The organism is Streptomyces sp. NPDC052301, from assembly GCF_044593395.1.
GTDB lineage: Bacteria > Actinomycetota > Actinomycetes > Streptomycetales > Streptomycetaceae > Streptomyces.
Window position 1 is genome coordinate 708908 of record NZ_JBIUBE010000001.1, and the last position, 20469, is coordinate 729376.

Below are 20469 nucleotides of genomic sequence, written 5' to 3' on the forward strand. Positions count from 1 at the left end.
GTCGCATCCGCGAGGGTGACCGCCAGGTCAGGCTACGGTCCCCACGCCCCGCACCGGGATCGTGACCGGCAGGGCCGTGGGGACCGTTCGGGTCCCGCGGTCAGCGGTGCGCCACCGCCTGTTTGATCAGCGTCCTGCCGAAGTCCCACATCAGGCCGCCGCCGCTGTGCGCGTCGTCCATCACTGCGGTGAAGGCCTCCACGAACCGGTCCACGTCGGACTCGTCGATGATCAGCGGCGGGATGAGCTTGATCACCTCCAGGTGGTCGCCGGAGACCTGGGTGAGGATGCGGTGCCGCTGCAGCAGCGGTACGACGACCATCTGCGCGAACAGGCCCTTGCGGGCGGCCTGGAGCATGGTCCAGCGGCTGCGCAGCTTCAGCGAGGAGGGCCGGCCGAACTCGATGCCGATCATCAGGCCCCGGCCGCGCACGTCGGCGAGCAGCTCGTACTTCCCGATCAGCTCCGCCAGCCGGGACTTCAGCAGTTCGCCGGTCCTGCGCACCCCGGCGACGATCTGCTCGTTCTCCATGACCGACAGCACGGCGAGGCCGCAGGCCATCGCCTGGGCGTTGGAGCCGAAGCTCGCCGAGTGGACCAGGACGCGGTCCATCGACGAGTAGACCTTCTTGAAGATCCACTCCTTGCCGAGGGTGGCCCCCACCGGGACGTAACCGCCGGACAGCGCCTTCGCCACGCACACCAGGTCCGGTTCCACCCCGTCCTCGTGCTGGTAGGCGTAGAAGTCGCCGGTGCGGCCGAGGCCGGTCTGCACCTCGTCGGCGATGAGCAGCGCCTTGTGCCGGTGCAGCAGCTCCTGCGCGGCCCGGAGATAGCCGGGCGGAGCCTCGTGCACACCCTTGCCCTGGATCGGTTCCACGATCAGGGCGGCCACGTCTCCCTTGCGCAACTCCCTCGCCAGCGCGTCCAGATCACCGAGGGGCACGGCGGTGTCGGGCAGCAGCGGGGCGAAACCGTCCCGGAATCCGTCCTCGCCGTTGACCGACAGCGAGCCGGTGGTCAGGCCGTGGAAGGCGTGGTCGCAGTAGAGGACGCGGGGCCTGCCGGTGGCGTAGCGGGCGAACTTCAGGGCGGTCTCGACCGCTTCGGTGCCGCTGTTGCCGAAGAACACCCGGTCCAGGTGCGGGCTCTGCGCCAGGAGCCGTTCGGCGAGCAGGCCGGGCAGTGGCTGGCAGTCGAAGCGGGTGAGGTCGGCGAGGTCGAGGTCGAGGACGTCGTGCAGCGCCTTGCGGACGACCGGGTGGTGGCGGCCGAGCCCCATCACGCCGAACCCGGCGAGCATGTCCAGGTGGTCGTTGCCCTCCGCGTCGAAGAAGTGGGCCCCCTCGGCGCGCTCGTAGACCCGGTCGAAGCCGATGGTGTGCAGCATGCGCGGGAGCTGCGGGTTGAGGTGGCGCCTGTGCAGCTCGTAGCGCTCGGCTCCGCGCTCGGCGAGCAGCGCGCCGAGGTCGAACTCGGTGGTCATTCACTCTCCTTCGCTGTGCCGCCCGCGTCCTGGACGGCCAGGCTCGCGCTGATCCGCCCGGCGATCTCGACGGGCGTGAGACCGATGTCGGCCAGCACCTCGCTGCGCTTGGCGTGCGCGAGGAACTGTTCCGGGATGCCGAACCGCCGTACGGGTACGTCCACATCGGCGTCGCCGAGGGCCAGGGCGACCGCCGAACCGACGCCGGCGGCCCGGCTGTTGTCCTCCACCACGGCCACCAGACGGTGTCCGGCCGCGAGACCGGGCAGGGCCGGGTCCACGGGCTTCACCCAGCGGGGGTCCACCACCGTGCACGGGACGCCCCGGGCCTCGAGCAGTTCCGCGGCCTGCAGGCACACCGGTGCCATCACGCCGACGGCCACCAGCAGCACCTCGGGGCGTTCGGCCCGGTGCAGCACGTCCAGGCCGCCGACGCGGTCGACCGCGGGGACGGCCGGGCCGACGGACTCCTTCGGGAAGCGGACCAGGGTGGGCGCGTCGTCCACGGCGACGGCCTCGCGCAGCTGCGCGCGCAGCTGGTCGGCGTCGCGCGGGGCGGCGATCCTGAGGCCCGGCACGACCTGCAGCACGGACATGTCCCACATGCCGTTGTGGGAGGGCCCGTCCACGCCCGTGACACCGGCCCGGTCCAGGACGAAGGTCACCCCGCAGCGGTGCAGGGCGACGTCCATCAGCAGCTGGTCGAAGGCCCGGTTGAGGAAGGTGGCGTAGACGGCGACGACCGGGTGCAGTCCGCCGGTGGCGAGGCCGGCCGCGGAGACGGCCGCGTGCTGCTCGGCGATGCCCACGTCCCACACCCGGTCCGGGAAGCGCTCGGCGAACCCGCCGAGACCGACGGGGTGCAGCATGGCGGCCGTGATGGCGACGACGTCGTCCCGCTCCTCACCGATGCGCACGATCTCGTCGCCGAACACCGACGTCCAGGACGGCCCGCCGGACGGGATGAGCGGCGCGCAGGTCAGCGGGTCCATCACGCCGACGGTGTGGAAGTGGTCCTCCTCGTGGTTGAGGGCGGGCTCGTAGCCGCGGCCCTTCTCGGTGAGGCAGTGGACCAGGACGGGGCCGTGGAAGCGTTTCGCGCGGCGCAGCGCCGACTCGACGGCCTGGATGTCGTGGCCGTCGATCGGGCCGACGTACTTCAGGCCCAGGTCCTCGAACATGCCCTGCGGGGCGAAGGCGTCCTTGAAGCCCTTCTTCGCGCCGTGCAGGGACTCGTAGAGGGTGGATCCGACGACCGGGGTGCGCTGCAGGACCTCCTTGCCCCAGGCGAGGACCTTCTCGTAGCCGTCGGTGGTGCGCAGGGTGGCCAGGTGGTTGGCGAGACCGCCGATGGTCGGCGCGTAGGAACGCTCGTTGTCGTTGACGACGACGATCAGCGGGCGGTCCCTGGCGGCGGCGATGTTGTTCAGCGCCTCCCAGGCCATGCCGCCGGTCAGCGCGCCGTCACCGATGACCGCGACCACATGGCCCTTCTCCCCCCGCACCTGGCGGGCCTTGGCGAGGCCGTCGGCCCAGCCGAGCGCGGTGGAGGCGTGGCTGTTCTCGATGACGTCGTGCTCGGACTCCTCGCGCGAGGGGTAGCCGGACAGCCCGCCCTTGCCGCGCAGCTTGGAGAAGTCCTGCCGGCCCGTCAGAAGCTTGTGGACATAGGCCTGGTGACCGGTGTCCCACAGGATCCGGTCGACCGGTGACTCGAAGACCCGGTGGAGCGCGACGGAGAGTTCCACCACCCCCAGGTTGGGCCCGAGGTGCCCTCCGGTGCGCGACACCGCGTGCACCAGGAAGTCACGTATCTCGCTGGACAGTTCGCCGAGTTCCGCCTCGGACAGCGCCTTCAGGTCGCGTGGTCCCCGGATCGTCTCCAGAATGGTCACGCTGGGCCCCCTCTCGTCCGTGCCGTGCTGTTCCCCAACTCACTTCGTCTGCTCGGCGAGTTTGTGCGCCTCCTCGATGAGGGTCTCCACGATCCTGGACTCGGGGACGGTCCTGACGACCTCGCCCTTGACGAAGATCTGGCCCTTGCCGTTGCCCGAGGCAACTCCGAGGTCGGCCTCACGGGCCTCGCCCGGGCCGTTGACCACACACCCCATCACCGCCACCCTGAGCGGCACCTCCATGCCGTCCAGCCCCGCGGTGACCTCGTCGGCGAGCTTGTAGACGTCCACCTGCGCCCGGCCGCAGGACGGGCAGGAGACGATCTCCAGGCGCCGCTGCCTGAGGCCGAGGGACTCCAGGATCTGGATGCCGACCTTGACCTCCTCCGCAGGCGGCGCGCTCAGCGACACCCGGATCGTGTCGCCGATGCCCTGGCTCAGCAGGGCGCCGAAGGCCACGGCCGACTTGACGGTGCCCTGGAACGCCGGGCCGGCCTCCGTGACGCCGAGGTGGAGCGGGTACTCGCAGCTCTCGCCGAGCTGCCGGTAGGCCTCGATCATCACGACGGGGTCGTTGTGCTTGACGGAGATCTTGATGTCCCGGAAGTCGTGCTCCTCGAAGAGGGACGCCTCCCACAGCGCGGACTCGACCAGCGCCTCCGGGGTGGCCTTGCCGTACTTCTGCAGCAGGCGCCGGTCGAGGGAGCCGGCGTTGACGCCGATGCGGATCGGGGTGCCGTGCTCCTTGGCGGCCCGCGCGATCTCCTTGACCTTGTCGTCGAACTGCTTGATGTTGCCCGGGTTCACCCGGACCGCCGCGCAGCCGGCCTCGATGGCCGCGAAGACGTACTTGGGCTGGAAGTGGATGTCCGCGATGACCGGGATCTGCGACTTGCGGGCGATGGTGGCGAGGGCATCGGCGTCGTCCTGGGTGGGGCAGGCGACACGGACGATCTGGCAGCCGGACGCGGTGAGTTCCGCGATCTGCTGCAGGGTGGCACCGATGTCGGACGTACGGGTCGTGGTCATCGACTGCACCGACACCGGGGCTCCGCCCCCGACCGCCACCGGCCCGACCTGGATCCGCCGCGACACGCGCCGCGGCGCCACCGGCCGGGCCGGTACCTCGGGAACGCCCGGGGGAACGGCGGTCATCGCCTCACTCCCGGTTTCCCGAGACGGTCTCCCGCATGGCGCGCAGCGACTCCTTCAGAGAGCCCATGGTGGCGAGGACGGCGGTGGGCTCGTAGCCGCAGTGCGCCATGCAGTTGGCGCAGCGCGGGTCCTTGCCGCGGCCGTACTTGTCCCAGTCGGTCTCCTCGACGAGTTCCCGGTACGTCGGAACGTATCCGTCGCTCATCAGGTAGCAGGGGCGCTGCCAGCCGAACAGCGAGTAGTTCGGGATCGCCCACGCGGTGCACGGGAAGTCGACCTTGCCCTCCAGGAAGTCCAGGAAGAGCGGGGAGTGGTTGAGGCGCCACTTCCTGCGGTTGCCGCCCGCGAAGGCCTTCCTGAACAGCTCGCGGGTCTGCTCCACGCCGAGGAAGTGCTCCTGGTCGGGGGCCTTCTCGTAGGCATAGGCGGGCGAGATCATCATCTCGTCGACCTTCAGGTCGTCGTTGAGGAAGTTGAGCACCTCGATGACGGTCTGCGGGGTGTCGGTGTTGAAGAAGGTGGAGTTGGTGGTCACCCGGAACCCGCGCCGCTTGGCCTCCTTGATGGCCTCCACCGCCTCGTCGAACACCCCCTCCTTCGCCACGGACTCGTCGTGCCGCTCCCGCAGCCCGTCGATGTGCACCGCGAAGGCGAAGTAGGGCGACGGCTTGAATTTGTCGATCTTCTTGCGCAGCAGCATCGCGTTGGTGCACAGGAAGACATACTTCCGTTTGGCTACCAACTGGCGCACGATCTCGTCGATCTGAGGGTGCATCAACGGTTCGCCGCCGGCGATGGACACCATCGGCGCGCCCGACTCCAGCACCGCGCCCACGGCCTGGGCGACCGGCATGCGCTGCTTGAGCACACCGGCCGGGTGCTGGATCTTGCCGCAGCCCTCGCACTTGAGGTTGCAGGCGAAGAGCGGTTCCAGCTCGACGATGAGCGGAAACTTGTCCCGCCTGCGAAGCTTCTGTTCGGCCAGGTATGTAGCGACCTTGATGGACTGACGCAACGGCATGGCCATCTGGCTCACCTCCGGGGGAGCAGCAAAGAACGGTGCCATTCAAAAAATGCAGGAAGAACGGAACGAAGAACGCGGAAAGCTGATATTCCACCGCGCACCGTGCCGATCCGGACGAGTTCATGTTCAGGAGCGTCCACGACCACCCGGACGGCCGCCACCGGGCGCCCGCCCGCGCGGACGGCCGTCAGGAGCGTGGCCGCGGACTCCATGTCGACCGCGATCGCGCCGGTCGCGAGCAGAGCGGACCGCTCAGGGCCCCGCACGACGCGGTCGGAGCCGGTGAGCGGGCCGGTGTGGACCGTGCGTGAGGGCAGGAGGCGCACGAGTTCCTTGACCAGCAGGTCGGTTCCCACGCACGGGACGGTCCCGTGCGGGTCCCGGGTCTCCTCGGCGACGACCAGGTCGCCGGGGTGCATACCGGGGGCGAGCCCGGCGCAGAAGCCGGTGGCCAGGACGGCGGCCCCGGCGAGGGCCGGGGCCGCCAGCCGGCCGGTGAGGGAGCGTTTCGCCGCCCGGGGCCCCATGCCCGTACGGACGACGGTGTACGGCCCGTCTGCCCCGCTCCGGTCGCCGGTGCGCAGGGCGAGGTGCTCGATGCCGAGCGCGCAGGCGATCAGCAGCGGGGTGGCGGCGGGCTGGTCGCTCAAGTCAGCTCCCCGTGGCCTGCGGGACGGCCCGCGGGCCGGTCTGCGCGGACGCGGTGCCGGCCTTGGCGAGCAGGTTCCGCTCGAAGGGATCGCCGTGCAGGTACCGGCCGAGCGCGGTGAGCGGGAAGACCTGCCGGTACAGGTGGTAATTGATGGAGAAGTCCCAGGGGAAGCCGGTACCGGTGAAGTACGGCTCGTCCCAGCTGCCGTCCTCCCGCTGGGTCTCGGCCAGCCACCGGATGCCGCGCTCCACGGCCTTGGAGTCCTTCTCCCCCGCCGCGAGCAGCGCCATCAGCGCCCACGCGGTCTGCGAGGCGGTGGAGGCACCCCGGCCGCTCCATTCCCTGACGTACTTGTAGGAGCGCAGGTCCTCGCCCCAGCCGCCGTCGTCGTTCTGCACGCTCTCCAGCCAGGTCACGGCCCGCCGGATCGCCGGGTGGGAGCCGGGCAGCCCGGCCGCGGTCAGCGCCGGGACCACCGACCCGGTGCCGTAGACGTAGTTGACGCCCCAGCGGCCGAACCAGGAGCCGTCCGGCTCCTGTTCGGCGAGCAGCCAGTCGATGCCGCGCCGGGTGCGCGGATCGTGGGCGAGGCCCTCGGCGGCGAGCATCTCCACGACGTGCGCGGTGACGTCCGCGGACGGCGGGTCGATGACCTCGCCGAAGTCGCAGAACGGCAGCCGGTTCGGGAACGGGCTGGTGTTGTCGACGTCGAAGGCGCCCCACGCCCCGTTCCTCGACTGCATCCCGAGGTTCCAGCGCACCGCGCGCCCGATGGCGTTGTCCACGCGCTCGGGGTCGTGGTGGCGGACCCGGCGCAGCGCGAGGGCGACCTCGGCGGTGTCGTCGATGTCGGGGTAGTTGTCGTTGTGGAACTCGAACGCCCAGCCTCCCGGCGGGAGTCCGGGCCGCCGTACGGCCCAGTCGCCGGGCCGGACGATCTCCTCGCCGAGCATCCAGTCGGCCGCCTTGACCAGTTGCGGATGGTCGACGGGCAGTCCGGCGTCGGCGAGCGCGATGGTGGCGAGGCAGGTGTCCCACACCGGGGACTGGCAGGCCTCGATCATCCGGGCGCCGTCCTCGCGCCAGACGGCGAAACGGTCCAGCGAGGCGAGGCCCTCGCGCATCACCGGGTGCTCGAGGTCGTAGCCGAGCAGGTACAGGGCGATGACCGAGTACACGGCGGGCGGCTGGATGCCGCCCCAGCAGCCGTCGTTCTCCTGCCGCTCGATGATCCAGCGGGCGGCCGAGTTCATCGCGGCCTCGCGCAGTCGGCGCGGGGCGACCTTGCGGTACCGGTGCAACGCCTTGTCCAGCCGCTGGAAGGCACCGTCCCAACTCGCCACGGGGGCGAGGGGCCTGGACGGGTTGGGGTTCGCCGGGTCGGTGTGCAACTCGTCCAGCGGGAAGGGTGCGGGGCGGACCGGACGCTTGGCCGAGACGATGGTCAGCGGCACGATGGTCTGGCGGGCCCAGCACCCGAAGTCGTAGATGTTGAGCGGCATCCAGGTCGGGAACCAGATGAGTTCCGGCGGGAGTTCGGGCAGGTCCTCCCACTTCCACCAGCCGAACAGGGCGAGCCAGATCCGGGTGAACACCCGGGAGGCCGCGATGCCGCCGCGCTCACGGATCCAGGCCGAGGCCTTCGCCATGTGCGGGGCGTCGGGCGCGTCGCCGGCCAGCCGGAGGGCGACGTACGCCTCGACGGTGGTGGACAGTTCGCCGGGCCCACCGTAGAACGTGGCCCAGGTGCCGTCCTCGCGCTGCTCGCCGCGGATGAACTTCGCGGCGGCCAGTGTGGTCGTGTCGTCCCCGATGCCCAGGAACTGACGGAGCAGCAGGTCCTCGGCGTCCATGGTGACGTTCGTCTCCAGGTCGCCCTTCCACCAGCCCTGGGCGTCCTGCCGGGAGAGCAGGAAGTCGGTGGCGCGCCTCGCGGCGCGTGCGGCGGCCTCCTGTACCCCGGCCGCCGCCTCGGGGGTGGTGTCGCTGGCCGCGGCAGCCCGGGGCGGCAGGGTCGCTCCGGTGCTTCCGTCGGTCGTCGCTGTCATGGCTTCCCCTTCGTGCAGTCGTGCGAGTCGTGCTGCTGTGGGTCCGCCGTCGGCCGGTGTCCGCGTCGTGCGTACGACACCGGCCGGCGACTACGCGAGGCTTGTCGAGCCGATAGTGATCATCTCTTTCGTACGACGACGAAGTCGGCGAGCGCCGTGAAGGCGGCCCGGACCGGGTCGGGCATCCGGACGGCGTCGAGGGCTTCGATGGCGATGGTGTGCTGGCGGCGCGCCTCCTCGGCCGTCCACGCGCGGCCGCCCGCCTCCTCGATGAGGGCGGCGCGGGCCGCGAACTCCTCCTCGGAGAAGTTCTCGAAGTCGCTGCTCTTGGCGTCGGCGGCGAGGATCTCGCCGAGCCGCTCGGAGGCCGGCCCGCCGGCCGCCAGCGCGGCGACGACGGGCAGGGACTTCTTGCGCTGGCGCAGGTCGCTCCAGGTCTGCTTGCCGGTGGCGTCCGGGTCGCCCCAGATGCCGAGGAGGTCGTCGACGGCCTGGAAGGCGAGGCCGAGGTGGTAGCCGTACTTCTCCAGCGCGTCGGCGGTGGCGTCGTCCGCGCCGCCGAGGACCGCGCCGATGGAACTGGAGGCGGCGAGCAGGGCGCCGGTCTTGTTGCCCTCCATCTCCAGGCACTCCTCGACGCTGACGCGGTCGCGGTGCTCGTAGGAGATGTCCTGCGCCTGACCGTCGATCAGGGCGCGGGTGGCGGTGGTCAGACGGCGGGTGGCGCGTCCGGCCTCGACCGTGCCGAGCTCCAGCAGCACCTCGTTGGCGAGGGCGAACAGGGCGTCGCCGACCAGGATGGCCTGGGCGGGACCGTGCACCTTCCAGACGGTGTCGCGGTGCCGGCGCTGCTCGTCACCGTCCATCAGGTCGTCGTGCAGCAGCGAGAAGTTGTGCACGAGTTCGACGGCGACGGCACCGGGGACGCCCACCTCGGGCGCGCCGCCGGTGACCTCGGCGGAGAGCACGGCGAGCGCCGGACGGACGGCCTTGCCGCCGTCGCCGTCGGCCGGGTTGCCCTGGGCGTCGATCCAGCCGAAGTGGTAGGCCGCGACGGTGTCCATGGGAGGAGCCAGCCGGTCGACGGCCGCACGCAGGACCGGTGTGGCCAGGGTCCGGCCGCGCTCCAGCAGCGCGGTGACGTCCACCGCGGTCTCTCGCGCGGGCGTCGAGGCCGGGGGCACAGTGGGCACAGTCTCTCCTCTTGTTGCGGTACCGGGGGTGCGGGGGCCTGCCGCGTGCTGCTGATCGAGCATCAGGCCGCCTCCTCGAAGGCGAAGAGGTGGCCCGGGCGGGGCCGGCCCAGGGTGCTCAGCACGGCGTCGGCCGCGCTCACTCCACTGCGGACCGCACTTTCCATGGTCGCGGGCCACCCGGTGGCGGTCCACGCTCCGGCCAGGTACAGGCCGGGGGCCTTGGTGCGGGCGCCGGGCCTGAGACGCCCGACACCGGGGGTGGGGGCGAACGTGGCCGTGCGCTCCCGGGTCACGAAGAAGTCCCGCACCACGGCGCCGCGCGTACCCGGGATCAGCCGCTCCAGCTCCGGGAGGTACCGCGCCCGGAGATCGGCGACCGGCAGGTCGATGTCGTCCTGCGCGGCGGACTGGGACAGCGCCAGGTACTGACCCCTGGTCAGTCCGGAGGCGTCGGTGCGGTCGAAGACCCACTGCACGGGGGTGCCGAGGGCGGCGAAGAAGGGCCGGGCCAGCACCTTGCGGTCGTAGACGACGTGCACGTTGAGGATGGGGGCCGTACCGATCCCGAGCAGCTGCTCGGGGGCGTCGAGGGCGCCGGACGGCAGCAGGTCGTACGTCTCGCGCTGGGGCACGGCGAGGACGACCGCGTCGGCTCGGAGCGTCTCGCCGGGAACCTGAACGCTCCAGGTCCCGTTCTCGTTTACAGAGACGGAGGTGACGCGTGTACGGACCTCGGTACGCACGCCCGCGGAGTCGAGCGCCTTGCGGGCCAGCCGGTCGTGCAGTTCGCCCAGCGGGACGCGGGCCCAGCCGATGTCGGCCGCTCCCGGGTCGGACAGCAGACCGGTCTTGAACACCATCGCGGCGAGCCCCAGCGAGGCGTCGCCCGCGACCGCGTTGAGGGTGGCGACCCCGACCAGGTCCCACAGGGCCTCGACGGCGCGCGCCGACTGGCCGTGCGCGGCCAGCCAGCTGCCGAAGTCCTGGGCGTCCAGGGCCGGATCGGCGAGGTCGAGCCCCTTCAGCGCGAGCGCGGCCCGCCCGACCGCGGCGCGCTCGGCGAGCGAGAGGTGCGGATAGGCGGCCATGCTGCGCCCCAGATGCAGGGGGACGGGCAGCGGGTCGCGCCGCAGCCTGCCGAGCCGCCTGCCCTCGGGCTTGGCGACGTCGACGACGGGCACGTCCAGGCGGTCCTGCAGCGGTGCCAGCGCCGCACCCTCGATCCGGTCGAGGAACCAGCGGTAGGCGGTGCAGCAGCGCAGGTACACGTGCTGGCCGTTGTCGACGGTCAACTCGCCGCGCCGGAAGGAGAAGGCGAGGCCGCCCAGCCTGGGCCTGCCTTCGAGCAGCGTGACGTGCACGCCCGCGTCGGCGAGGGCGAGCGCCGCGGTGATGCCGGCGAGCCCGCCGCCGACCACGACCACGCTGCGGCCTGCCCTGACCGGGGTGTGCGCGCGCGCCGGTGCGGGGCGCGGGCCGTCGCTCATCGTGCGTCCTTCCGTGCGTGCCGAGCGTGCTGGTTGAACGGTGCACGCCCAGCCGTCGCAGTCAGGGACGCCACGCCGTGGCGGAGGGTTGCCTGCCGCAGGGCTCCTGGTTCGGTGAGGTCCATCAGGCGCGCCTCCGGACGGACCGCGGCGCGACATGACGGGTCACGTGCCGGGTGTCGAGACCGGACAGGCCACGCACGGCGACGTAGGCCTTCTCGCGTCCCGGCAGGGAGACCCGGCCGCGCAGCACGGCTTCCGGGTCGCGCTCGATGCGGTCCAGCAGCCGGCGGTAGATGCCGGCCATGGCGGCCACGCACGCGCCGCTGCGCCGGTCGAGCATGGGCAGCAGCCGGTAGCCCTCGGCGAACAGGGCCCGGGCCCGCCGCACCTCGAAGTGCACGAGCCCCGCGAAGTCGGAGCCCTCCGGCGGGGTCGGCCCGTCGAACCCGGCCGAGCAGCCGAACTTGGCCAGGTCGTCGGCGGGCAGGTAGGTACGGCCGCCGGCGGCGTCCTCGCGGACGTCCCGGAGGATGTTGGTGAGCTGCAGGGCCAGGCCCAGTGTGTCGGCGTACTCGGACGCGCGCTCGGCGCCGCGCGCTCCCGGTTCGGTGCCGAAGACGCCGAGCGAGAGGCGTCCGATGGCACCGGCGACACACCGGCAGTAGACCTTCAGGTCGTCCCAGGTCTCGTAGGTCTCGCCGCGGACGTCCATCTGGACGCCGTCGATCAGCTCCTCCAGCCCGCCGAGCGGGATCGGGAAGGCACGGGCGGCGTGGGCGAGGGCGACGGCGACCGGGTCGGTGTCGTCCTCCTCGACCTGTCCCTCCTGGATCCGGGCGAGCAGCGCCCTGGTGTCCTCCAGCCGCGTCAGCTTGACGTCGTCGGCCAGATCGCCGTCGCCGATGTCGTCCACGCGCCGGGAGAACGCGTACAGCGCCGACATGGCGCGGCGCTTGGGCGCCGGCAGCAGCCGGATGCCGTACGCGAAGTTCCGGGCCTGCTGCCCCGTGACGGTCTCGCAGTAGCTGTAGGCGGCGAGTACCGGTGCGGACACGTGCGACGGAGAATCCACGGTCCGGATCACCCCTCTCCTCGCAGGATCACGCCCGCCTCACGCAGCAACTGGACCTTGCCGGGTCGGGGCGGGCCGGGAAGTACGTCGTATTCGGCGGCGGCGATCGCCCGGATCGCCGCCCTTCCCCCCGCCACGAACCCTGCGAGCAGCAGCTTCAACCTGCCGTGGACGCTACCCACCAGGGGGGCGCCTTCATTCAGCAGATCGCGGGCGCGTTGCGCTTCGTATGCAACCAGGGCGCGCACCGATGCGCCCGCGGTTTTTGCGCCAAGATCCGTTTCCTGGACGTGGAACCGCTTCATGTCCTCGGCCGGCAGGTAGATGCGGTCGCGGTCGAGGTCCTCGGCGACGTCCTGGAGGTGTTCCACGATCTGCAGCGCGGTGCAGATCGCGTCGGACAGGCGGATCCGTTCGGGGGTCGAGGTGCCGGTGACGGCGAGGACGAGGCGGCCGACGGGGTTGGCGGACAGTGCGCAGTAGGCGAGGAGGTCGTCGTAGGTCTCGTACCGGGTGACCAGCTGGTCCTGGCGGTTGGCGGCGATGAGACCGAGGAACGGCTCCGGGGTGAGCGAGCGGCGGCGGACGGTGGGCTGCAGGCGGCGCAGCAGGGGGTGGCGCGGGGTGCCGTCGAAGACGCGGCGCAGGTCGGCCTCGTAGGCGTCGAGGAGGACGAGCCGGTCCTCGGCCTCGGCCGGTGACACACCGAGCAGGCGGGCGTCGGCGCCGCCGGGCGCGAGGTCGCCGTCGCCGATGTCGTCGACGAGACGGGCGAAGCCGTAGACGGCCATGAGGTCGTCGCGCCAGGCCCGGGGGAGGAAGAAGGGGGCCACGGGGAAGTTCTCGCTCGCGGCCTTGTCGAGGGTGGCGCGTTCCGGACCGGGCGCCGTCTCGGTGGCCGTCATCGGGCGCTGCCCGGGGCGGGGACGGCACATGCTGCGTTGAGCTGGGGAGTTTCCGTAGCCATTGCCGTCACATCTCCCGTTCTACACTGCCGAACCAATACACACTATTTCGGACACGCCGCCCGGTAATCCGCGGGGCCGCCCTGGCCTAGGGTGTCGCGCATTATCGACCCACTTGCCGCTTTCCGGCACCGGTACAGCTTACGTTGTACAACGCAGCGTGGTCCGAGGGGGTGTCCTGCACATCACAACAACACACCGATTGGCGTCAAGATTCCTTACGTTCGCCGGAGTTGACGCTTCCTTTGCAGACGCAGGGCCCCGCCGGTCGGTCGACGGCGGGGCCCTGGCCGAAACGGGCTACTTGCCCGTGAACTTCTCGTACTCCTTCAAAACCTCTTCGGTCGGTCCGTCCATGCGCAGTTCTCCGCGTTCCAGCCAGAGCACGCGGTTGCAGGTGTCGCGGATCGACTTGTTGTTGTGGCTGACCAGAAACACCGTGCCCGCTTCCTTGCGCAGTTCCCGGATGCGTTCCTCGGAACGTTTCTGGAACTTGCGGTCACCGGTGGCCAGCGCCTCGTCGATCATGAGGACGTCGTGGTCCTTGGCGGCGGCGATGGAGAACCGCAGCCGGGCCGCCATGCCGGAGGAGTAGGTGCGCATCGGAAGGGTGATGAAGTCGCCCTTCTCGTTGATCCCCGAGAAGTCGACGATGTCCTGGTACCGCTCCCTGATCTGCTCCCGGGACATGCCCATGGCGAGTCCGCCCAGGATGACGTTGCGTTCGCCGGTCAGATCGTTCATCAGGGCCGCGTTCACACCGAGCAGCGAGGGCTGGCCGTCGGTGTAGACCTTGCCCTCCTCCGCCGGGAGCAGGCCGGCGATGGCGCGCAGCAGGGTGGACTTGCCGGATCCGTTGGAGCCGATCAGGCCGATCGCCTCGCCGCGGTAGGCGACGAAGGACACCCCGCGCACGGCGTGCACCTTGCGCACCCCGCGTGCCGCGTCGTCGGAGCCGCGCCTGACGATCCGGCTCAGCGCGGCCGTCGCGCTGCCCTTGCCGGTCCTGGCCCCGTTGACCCGGTAGACGATGTGCAGGCCGTCCGCGATGACGGTGGGGCGGCGCTCGCCGGAGTCCTGTCCGTTGTTCTGCTCAGCCACGGCCGTACCTCTCCTCCGCCTTCCAGAAGTACACGAACCCACCGGCGAAGACGACCACGGCCCAGAACAGCGCGATCGCCCACACGTGCGGCGGCAGGTTCGAGGCACCGTAGCCGTCGATCAGCGCGTAGCGCATCAGGTCCATGTACACCGCGGCCGGGTTGACCTGCAGCAGCCGGACCGCGATCTCCGAGCGGCCCTCCATCATCTTGTTGATGGAGAACATGACACCGGAGGTGTACATCCAGGTGCGCAGGATGAACGGCATCAGCTGGGCGAGGTCCGGCGTCTTGGCGCCCATGCGGGCCACGATCAGCGCGAGCCCGGTGTTGAACAGGAACTGCAGCAGCAGGACCGGCACGATCAGCAGCCAGGACAGGCTCGGATAGCTGCCGAAGCCGATCGCCACGACGAACATCACGATCATCGAGAAGAGCAGCTGCTGCAGCTGCTGCAGCGAGAAGGAGACGGGCAGCGAGGCACGCGGGAAGTGCAGGGCGCGCACCAGGCCCAGGTTGCCGGAGATCGCACGGACGCCGGACATGACCGAGCTCTGCGTGAAGGTGAACACGAACACACCCGTGACCAGGAACGGGATGTACACGTCCTGGGACAGGCCGCGGCTCGCGTGCAGGATCACGCCGAAGATGAAGTAGTACACGCCCGCGTTCAGCAGCGGGGTGGCCACCTGCCAGAGCTGGCCCAGCTTGGCCTGGCTGTACTGGGCGGTCAGCTTCGCCTGGGAGAACGCGAGGATGAAGTGGCGCCGCCCCCACAGCTGACGGATGTACTCGGCGAGCGAGGGACGGGCGCCGCTCACGGCGAGCCCGTACTTGTCGGCGAGCTGCGCCGCCGACAGTCCCTCGTCGGGCGACGCTATCGCGCTCACCGCGACACCGCCGTCATGCGTTGTGTGACTCACGAGTGGAAATCCGGACTCTCTCGGGTAAGAAGCTTGCTCTACAGGTAAGAAGCTTCTCAGATCACCGGGGGGCGGCCCAGTCGGGTCAGCCGCCACACCGTGCGCCAGCGCATCGGGCGCCGGGGGCCGCACGGCGTGGCCCAGCCCTCCCGGAAGCCGCCGAACCAGGCCTTCAGCGCCGGCCCGGAGGGGCGGCGGAGCAGGGTGAGCAGCATCCAGACCCCGAGGTAGACGGGGACCAGGGGGGCGGGGAGGTTGCGGCGGGCCAGCCAGACCCGGTTGCGGGCGACCATGCGGTGGTAGACCGCGTGGCGCGAGGGCGCTGTCGTCGGGTGGTACAGCACCATGTCGGACCGGTAGTCGATCATCCAGCCGGCGTCCAGGGCCCGCCAGGCGAGGTCGGTCTCCTCGTGGGCGTAGAAGAATGCGTCCGGCAGGCCGCCGACCTCGGCGAAGACCTGGGTGCGGACGGCGTTCGCGCCGCCCAGGAAGGTGGTGACCCGCGAGGAGCGCATCGGGTCGGAGGCGCGCAGCCGGGGCACGTGCCGGCGCTGTGTCTCGCCGGTCTCCGGGTCGGCGATGCGGAAACTGACGATGCCGAGCTCCGGGTCCGCCTCGAACGCCTCGCGGCACAGCCGGGCGGTGTCGTGGCGGGCGAGCAGGCCGTCGTCGTCCAGGAACAGCAATATGTCGACATCCCGGCCGCCGGGCCCGAAGGCCTCGATGCCGACGTTGCGCCCGCCGGGGATGCCCAGGTTCTCGGGCAGCTCGATCGTGCGCACGCCGTCGGGGACGTCCGGGACGGGTGAGCCGTTGCCGACGACGACCACCTCGACCGGGTCGCCGTCCTGCTTGGCGACCGAGTCGAGCAGGGCCCGCAGCTCCTCGGGCCGGTTGCCCATGGTGATGATGACGGCGCCGACCTTCACGGCACTCACTTCAGCCTGCTGGAGGCGAGGATCGACACCAGGTGCAGCAGGGTCTGCAGCAGGGCGATGCCCGCCAGGACGGCGGTGCCGAGACGGGTGAAGAACAGGTCGCCGCGGACCTGGTCCACGACGGCGAGGACCAGGACGAGCAGCGAGGCCTCGATGCCGAGGATCAGCCGGTGGAACTTGAGGGCGGCGGCGGCCCGGCGGGCCAGCGCCATGCCGGAGGTACGCATCTCGGCGGCGGCCTCCTTGACCGGCGGCTTGCCGGCCTGGTGCCGGGCGACACCGACCAGGTCGGTCTCGGCCTTGATGAGGATCGCGCCGAGCGCGGCGAGGGTGCCCAGGAAGGCCCACAGCCAGTCGACACGGCCGCTGCCCCACAGATCGGCGGCGCGCAGGCCGAGGCCGGTCAGGACGGCCGCGTCGGTCAGATAGGCGCCGACGCGGTCCAGGTAGACGCCGTTCAGCGAGTACTGCTTCTTCCAGCGCGCGATCTCGCCGTCGACGCAGTCCAGCAGCAGGTACATCTGGACGCACACCACGCCGAGCACGGCGCCCCAGATCCCCGGCACCAGGAGCGCCGGGGCCGCGAGCACGCCGAAGACGGTCATCAGGTACGTGAGCTGGTTGGGTGTGACCCTGGTGTTCACCAGGTAGCGGTCGACCCGCAGGGACACCTCACGCATGTAGAGGCGTCCCATCCAGTGCTCACCGCTGCGCCGGTCCTTCACCCCCGCGGGGTGGACGACCGGACGGAGTTCAGCTACCGATGGCCTTGACATAGTCGGCGTAGGTGTCCTTGATCTGGTTCGTCTTGAGGTCGAGGTGTTCGATGATCGTGTAGCGGCCGGGGCGGGTCTCGGGGGCGAACTCCACGGCGCGGACGAACTCGTCCACGGTGAAGCCGATCTCCTCGGGCAGCACCGGAAGCCCGTGCCGGCGCAGCACCTCGGCCATGTACGCCGACTCCTCGTGTGCGCCGCGCAGGTACATCGCGAAGGCCGCGCCCAGTCCGCACTGCTCGCCGTGGGCGGCGGCCCGCTTGGGGTAGAGCAGGTCGAAGGCGTGGTTGATCTCGTGGCACGCCCCGGAGGACGGCCGGGAGTCCCCCGACACCGACATGGCGATACCGGTGAGGACGAGGGCCTCGGCCAGCACCTGCAGGAAGCCGTCGTCGCCGACGCCGCCGGGGTGCCGGAGCACCGCCTCGCCGGCCTGCCGGGCCATGGCCGCGGCCAGGCCGTCGATCTTCTCGCCGTTGACCCGGTTGGCCAGCTCCCAGTCCGCGACCGCGGAGATGTTGGAGATGGCGTCGCCGATGCCGGAGCGCACGAAGCGGACGGGCGCCTCACGGATCACGTTCAGGTCGATGACGACCGCGATCGGATTCGGCACGCCGTACGAGCCGCGGCCCGCGTCGTTGTCGAGGGTCGCGACCGGCGAGCACAGACCGTCGTGCGCGAGGTTGGTGGCGACGGCCACCAGCGGCAGACCGACACGGGCCGCCGCGAACTTGGCGCAGTCGATGATCTTGCCACCGCCGAGGCCCACGACGGCGTCGTAACGGCCGGCCTTTATGTCGCCCGCCAGCCGGACCGCGTCGTCGATGGTGCCGCCGCCGACCTCGTACCAGCTCGCGCCGGGCAGGGTCGGGGCGATCCGCTCGCGCAGCCGGGCGCCCGAGCCGCCGCTGACGGCGATGGCGAGCCGGCCGGACTGCGAGATGCGCTCGTCGGCGAGCACGCACGCCAGGTCGTCCAGGGCACCCGGCCGGATGTCCACGACGACCGGCGAGGGGATGAGCCGGGTCAGTACTGGCACGCGATCTCCCGTCCCCGGGCGAGATCGTCGTGATTGTCGATCTCGACCCAGTCGACGTCGCCGATCGGCGCCACGTCGATGCGGAAGCCGCGGCTCACCAGCTCCTGGTAGCCGTGCTCGTAGAACTGCTGCGGGTCGGTCTCCCAGACCGTCTTCAGCGCGTCGGCCAGCTCCGGGGCGGCGTCGCCCTCGATCAGGGTGACGCCGATGTACTCACCGGTGGCCTCGGCCGGGTCCATCAGCTTGGTGATCCTCGTCATGCCCCTCTCGGGGTCGACGACGACCTTCATCTCCTCGTCGGCCAGGTTCTTCACCGTGTCCAGGGCGAGGATGATCCGCCTGCCCTCGCCGCGCGCGGCGAGCAGCGTCTTCTCGACGGAGACCGGGTGGACGGTGTCGCCGTTGGCGAGGATCACCCCGTCCTTGAGGGCGTCACGGCCGCACCACAGGGAGTAGGCGTTGTTCCACTCCTCGGCCTTGTCGTTGTCGATGAGGGTGAGCTTCAGGCCGTACTTCTGCTCCAGGGCCGCCTTGCGCTCGTACACGGCCTCCTTGCGGTAGCCGACGATGATCGCGACCTCGGTCAGCCCGATCTCGGCGAAGTTGCCGAGGGTCAGGTCCAGCACCGTGATCGAGTCCTCTATGCCCGCGGGCCCCACCGGCACCAGCGCCTTGGGCAGGCTGTCGGTGTAGGGGCGCAGACGCCGTCCGGCGCCGGCCGCCAGCACGAGGCCGATCATGCGGGTTCTCCTTCGTCGTGTACGGCGGGCGCCCCTGCGGACACCCAGAAGCGGATGCTCTCGACGAGCACCACCAGGGCGACGGCCACGGCGAGGGCCGTGAGCGCGACCTTGAACTGCGAAGCGGTGAGCGCCGCGGCCAGGACGGTGACGAGCAGTGTCCGCCCCTCCTGCCCCCCGATGGCGCTGACCAGCCGGGCCGGGGGCGCTCCGGCGTTGCCGCGGATGCGGTACACCGTGTCGTAGTGATGGTAGGCGACGGCCGCCACCAGGCCGAAAGCCGCAGGAAGGGCGCCGTTCACCCCCGCTTCGCTCGCGAGGACCAGGACCGTCCCGTACTCGGCGGCCCGGAACAGCGGCGGGACCAGCCAGTCGAGGGCGCCCTTGAGCGGGCGGTACAGCGCCTGCCCCGCGGCGACCGCGTAGACGACGGCACCGGCCACCGGGGCCCAGGTCACGCCGGAGAAGAGGGACACCGCGAGGACGAACGTGCCGCCCAGGGCCACCAGCAGCGGGGAGCCGAGACGGCCACGGCTGGTCCGGGCCACGAGGGAGGCGAGCGGGCCGTTGTCGGCGAGGTCGGCCAGCGCCTGCGCCGCCCGGTCCGTGCGCCGCGCCTTGCGCGTCACCGACCGCAGCACGCGTCCCGCCGTGGTGTACGTCGCGGCGAAGGCGCAGCCGATGAGCAGGACGTAGAAGGTGATCCGCGGGGTGGTGGCCGCGGTGAGGACCGCGATCATCGCCCAGCGCTCGCCGATCGGCAGCACGATCATGCGCCGCACCCACACCGTCCAGCCGACGCTGTCCAGCTTGTCGGAGAGGGCGGCGGTGGGGCTGGTGTTGGCGGTGGCGTCGTGGTTGGCCTCGTTGAAGGAGAAGTCGACCACGTGCCGGCAGGTCTGCAGGATCATCGCGCCCAGCGCCAGGGCCCACACGTCGTCGCCGCCACGGGCCGCGCCGAGGGCGAGACCCGCGTAGTAGGCGTACTCCTTGGCCCGGTCGAAGGTGGCGTCGAGCCAGGCGCCGAGCGTGGAGTACTTCAGCGCGTAGCGGGCGAGCTGGCCGTCCGTGCAGTCCAGTACGAAGGAGGCGATCAGCAGCACACCCGCGGCGACGAAGCCGGCGCGGGTGCCGGTCGCCGCGCAGCCGGCCGCGATCAGGGCGGTCAGCAGGGACGCGGTGGTGACCTGGTTGGGGGTGAGGCCCCGGCGGGCGCACCAGCGGGCGAGGTAGCGCGAGTACGGGCTGATGAAGAACGTGGTGAAGAACCCGTCGCGGGACTTCACGGCCGACTTCAGGCGTACGGCCTCGTCGTCGACGGCGGCGACGGCCTGCCGGGCCTCGTTGCGGGCCTGCGGGTCGGCGGGGACGACGGCGACGAGGCTGCCCAGCACGGGCCGGTGCACGTCGGCGCCCTCGTCGTCGAGGGCGGTGACGACGCGGTCGGCGAGGCTGTCCACGTCCCCCACGCTCGGCTTCGCTCGCGCGGGGGCACCCCCACCCGCGGTGCGGACGCCCGCGGAGGTCTCGCGGGTCAGGGCCCGGCCGAGCGCCTGCCGGGCGGCCGGCTGGGCGGTGACGGCGCCGGGGACGGCAGCCAGCGCGAAGCGCGGGTCGGTCAGGCCGAGGCGCAGGGCGTGCGGGTGGCCGACGAAGCGGGCGTCGACCAGGGCCACGCGGTCGCCGGCGGGAGCGGCGGCGAGCCGGATCCCGGCCTCGGAGGCGTCCGCGGCCACCTGGACGTCGAAGCCGAGGGACCGCAGATCGCTCTCGAGCGACGATCCGGGGACCGGCTGACCGGTGACGATGGCGGTCGGCAACCGAACTCACTCCCTGGGTGCCGGCGCGCGGGCGCCGGTCTCGTGCGTGATGGGGCGCCCTGCCTGCGGCACCCGGGCGGCATGTCGGCAGAGGCTATCCGATGGGCGGGAGACCTTGTTCACCGGCCGTTCACGGCCCGGTCCACGGGG

Annotated in this window: 18 protein-coding genes; all 18 read right to left on the bottom strand. The window is 71.3% G+C overall.

Annotation, left to right across the window (positions count from 1 at the left end):
- Positions 1 to 100 precede the first annotated feature (100 nt).
- A complete protein-coding gene (locus ACIHEJ_RS03000) occupies positions 101 to 1486 on the bottom strand; it encodes an aspartate aminotransferase family protein (RefSeq protein ID WP_400131520.1) in 1386 nt (461 codons plus the stop codon).
- Positions 1483 to 3381: a 1-deoxy-D-xylulose-5-phosphate synthase gene (dxs, locus tag ACIHEJ_RS03005; RefSeq protein WP_400131522.1), complete on the bottom strand. Its 1899-nt coding sequence runs from the start codon at positions 3379 to 3381 to the stop codon at positions 1483 to 1485. Before dxs ends, ACIHEJ_RS03000 begins: the two co-directional genes overlap by 4 nt.
- Positions 3382 to 3420: 39 nt before the next feature.
- On the bottom strand, positions 3421 to 4536 hold the full coding sequence (gene ispG / locus ACIHEJ_RS03010; RefSeq protein WP_400131524.1) for a flavodoxin-dependent (E)-4-hydroxy-3-methylbut-2-enyl-diphosphate synthase: 1116 nt from the start codon (positions 4534 to 4536) through the stop codon (positions 3421 to 3423).
- Positions 4537 to 4540: 4 nt separating this feature from the next.
- On the bottom strand, positions 4541 to 5563 hold the full coding sequence (gene hpnH, locus ACIHEJ_RS03015; protein ID WP_400131526.1) for an adenosyl-hopene transferase HpnH: 1023 nt from the start codon (positions 5561 to 5563) through the stop codon (positions 4541 to 4543).
- A 5-nt stretch (positions 5564 to 5568) separates the two neighbouring features.
- Positions 5569 to 6210: a 1-hydroxy-2-methyl-2-butenyl 4-diphosphate reductase gene (locus ACIHEJ_RS03020; protein WP_400131528.1), complete on the bottom strand. Its 642-nt coding sequence runs from the start codon at positions 6208 to 6210 to the stop codon at positions 5569 to 5571.
- Position 6211: 1 nt separating this feature from the next.
- Positions 6212 to 8260 (bottom strand): squalene--hopene cyclase, encoded by a 2049-nt coding sequence (gene shc / locus ACIHEJ_RS03025; RefSeq protein WP_400131530.1) that lies wholly within the window; start codon positions 8258 to 8260, stop codon positions 6212 to 6214.
- 119 nt (positions 8261 to 8379) lie between these two features.
- Positions 8380 to 9516 carry a polyprenyl synthetase family protein gene (locus ACIHEJ_RS03030; RefSeq protein WP_400131532.1) on the bottom strand — a complete coding sequence of 379 codons (1137 nt, stop codon included), beginning with the start codon at positions 9514 to 9516 and terminating at the stop codon, positions 8380 to 8382.
- The gene (gene hpnE, locus ACIHEJ_RS03035) at positions 9516 to 10943 is read right to left on the bottom strand and encodes a hydroxysqualene dehydroxylase HpnE (protein WP_400131534.1); all 1428 of its coding nucleotides are present in this window, start codon (positions 10941 to 10943) and stop codon (positions 9516 to 9518) included. The genes ACIHEJ_RS03030 and hpnE overlap by 1 nt, the downstream gene beginning before the upstream one ends.
- The gene (locus ACIHEJ_RS03040) at positions 10940 to 11068 is read right to left on the bottom strand and encodes a DUF6380 family protein (RefSeq protein ID WP_400131536.1); all 129 of its coding nucleotides are present in this window, start codon (positions 11066 to 11068) and stop codon (positions 10940 to 10942) included. The genes hpnE and ACIHEJ_RS03040 overlap by 4 nt, the downstream gene beginning before the upstream one ends.
- A complete protein-coding gene (gene hpnD, locus ACIHEJ_RS03045) occupies positions 11068 to 12030 on the bottom strand; it encodes a presqualene diphosphate synthase HpnD (RefSeq protein ID WP_400131537.1) in 963 nt (320 codons plus the stop codon). The genes ACIHEJ_RS03040 and hpnD overlap by 1 nt, the downstream gene beginning before the upstream one ends.
- Positions 12027 to 12923 carry a squalene synthase HpnC gene (hpnC, locus tag ACIHEJ_RS03050; protein ID WP_400131540.1) on the bottom strand — a complete coding sequence of 299 codons (897 nt, stop codon included), beginning with the start codon at positions 12921 to 12923 and terminating at the stop codon, positions 12027 to 12029. Before hpnC ends, hpnD begins: the two co-directional genes overlap by 4 nt.
- A 360-nt stretch (positions 12924 to 13283) precedes the next feature.
- The gene (locus ACIHEJ_RS03055) at positions 13284 to 14084 is read right to left on the bottom strand and encodes an ABC transporter ATP-binding protein (RefSeq protein ID WP_400131542.1); all 801 of its coding nucleotides are present in this window, start codon (positions 14082 to 14084) and stop codon (positions 13284 to 13286) included.
- Positions 14077 to 15006, bottom strand: a complete 930-nt coding sequence (locus ACIHEJ_RS03060; protein WP_400131544.1) for an ABC transporter permease — start codon at positions 15004 to 15006, stop codon at positions 14077 to 14079. The genes ACIHEJ_RS03055 and ACIHEJ_RS03060 overlap by 8 nt, the downstream gene beginning before the upstream one ends.
- 56 nt (positions 15007 to 15062) lie before the next feature.
- Positions 15063 to 15935, bottom strand: coding sequence for a glycosyltransferase family 2 protein (locus tag ACIHEJ_RS03065; protein WP_400131813.1), 873 nt, complete (start codon positions 15933 to 15935; stop codon positions 15063 to 15065).
- Between the two features lie 5 nt (positions 15936 to 15940).
- Positions 15941 to 16720: a CDP-alcohol phosphatidyltransferase family protein gene (locus tag ACIHEJ_RS03070; RefSeq protein WP_400131546.1), complete on the bottom strand. Its 780-nt coding sequence runs from the start codon at positions 16718 to 16720 to the stop codon at positions 15941 to 15943.
- Entirely contained in the window at positions 16698 to 17759 is a 1062-nt protein-coding gene (locus ACIHEJ_RS03075) for an iron-containing alcohol dehydrogenase family protein (protein ID WP_400131548.1), read from the bottom strand. Before ACIHEJ_RS03075 ends, ACIHEJ_RS03070 begins: the two co-directional genes overlap by 23 nt.
- The gene (locus tag ACIHEJ_RS03080) at positions 17747 to 18499 is read right to left on the bottom strand and encodes a sugar phosphate nucleotidyltransferase (RefSeq protein WP_400131550.1); all 753 of its coding nucleotides are present in this window, start codon (positions 18497 to 18499) and stop codon (positions 17747 to 17749) included. The genes ACIHEJ_RS03075 and ACIHEJ_RS03080 overlap by 13 nt, the downstream gene beginning before the upstream one ends.
- Positions 18496 to 20319, bottom strand: a complete 1824-nt coding sequence (locus ACIHEJ_RS03085; protein ID WP_400131552.1) for a DUF5941 domain-containing protein — start codon at positions 20317 to 20319, stop codon at positions 18496 to 18498. Before ACIHEJ_RS03085 ends, ACIHEJ_RS03080 begins: the two co-directional genes overlap by 4 nt.
- Positions 20320 to 20469: the final 150 nt, after the last annotated feature.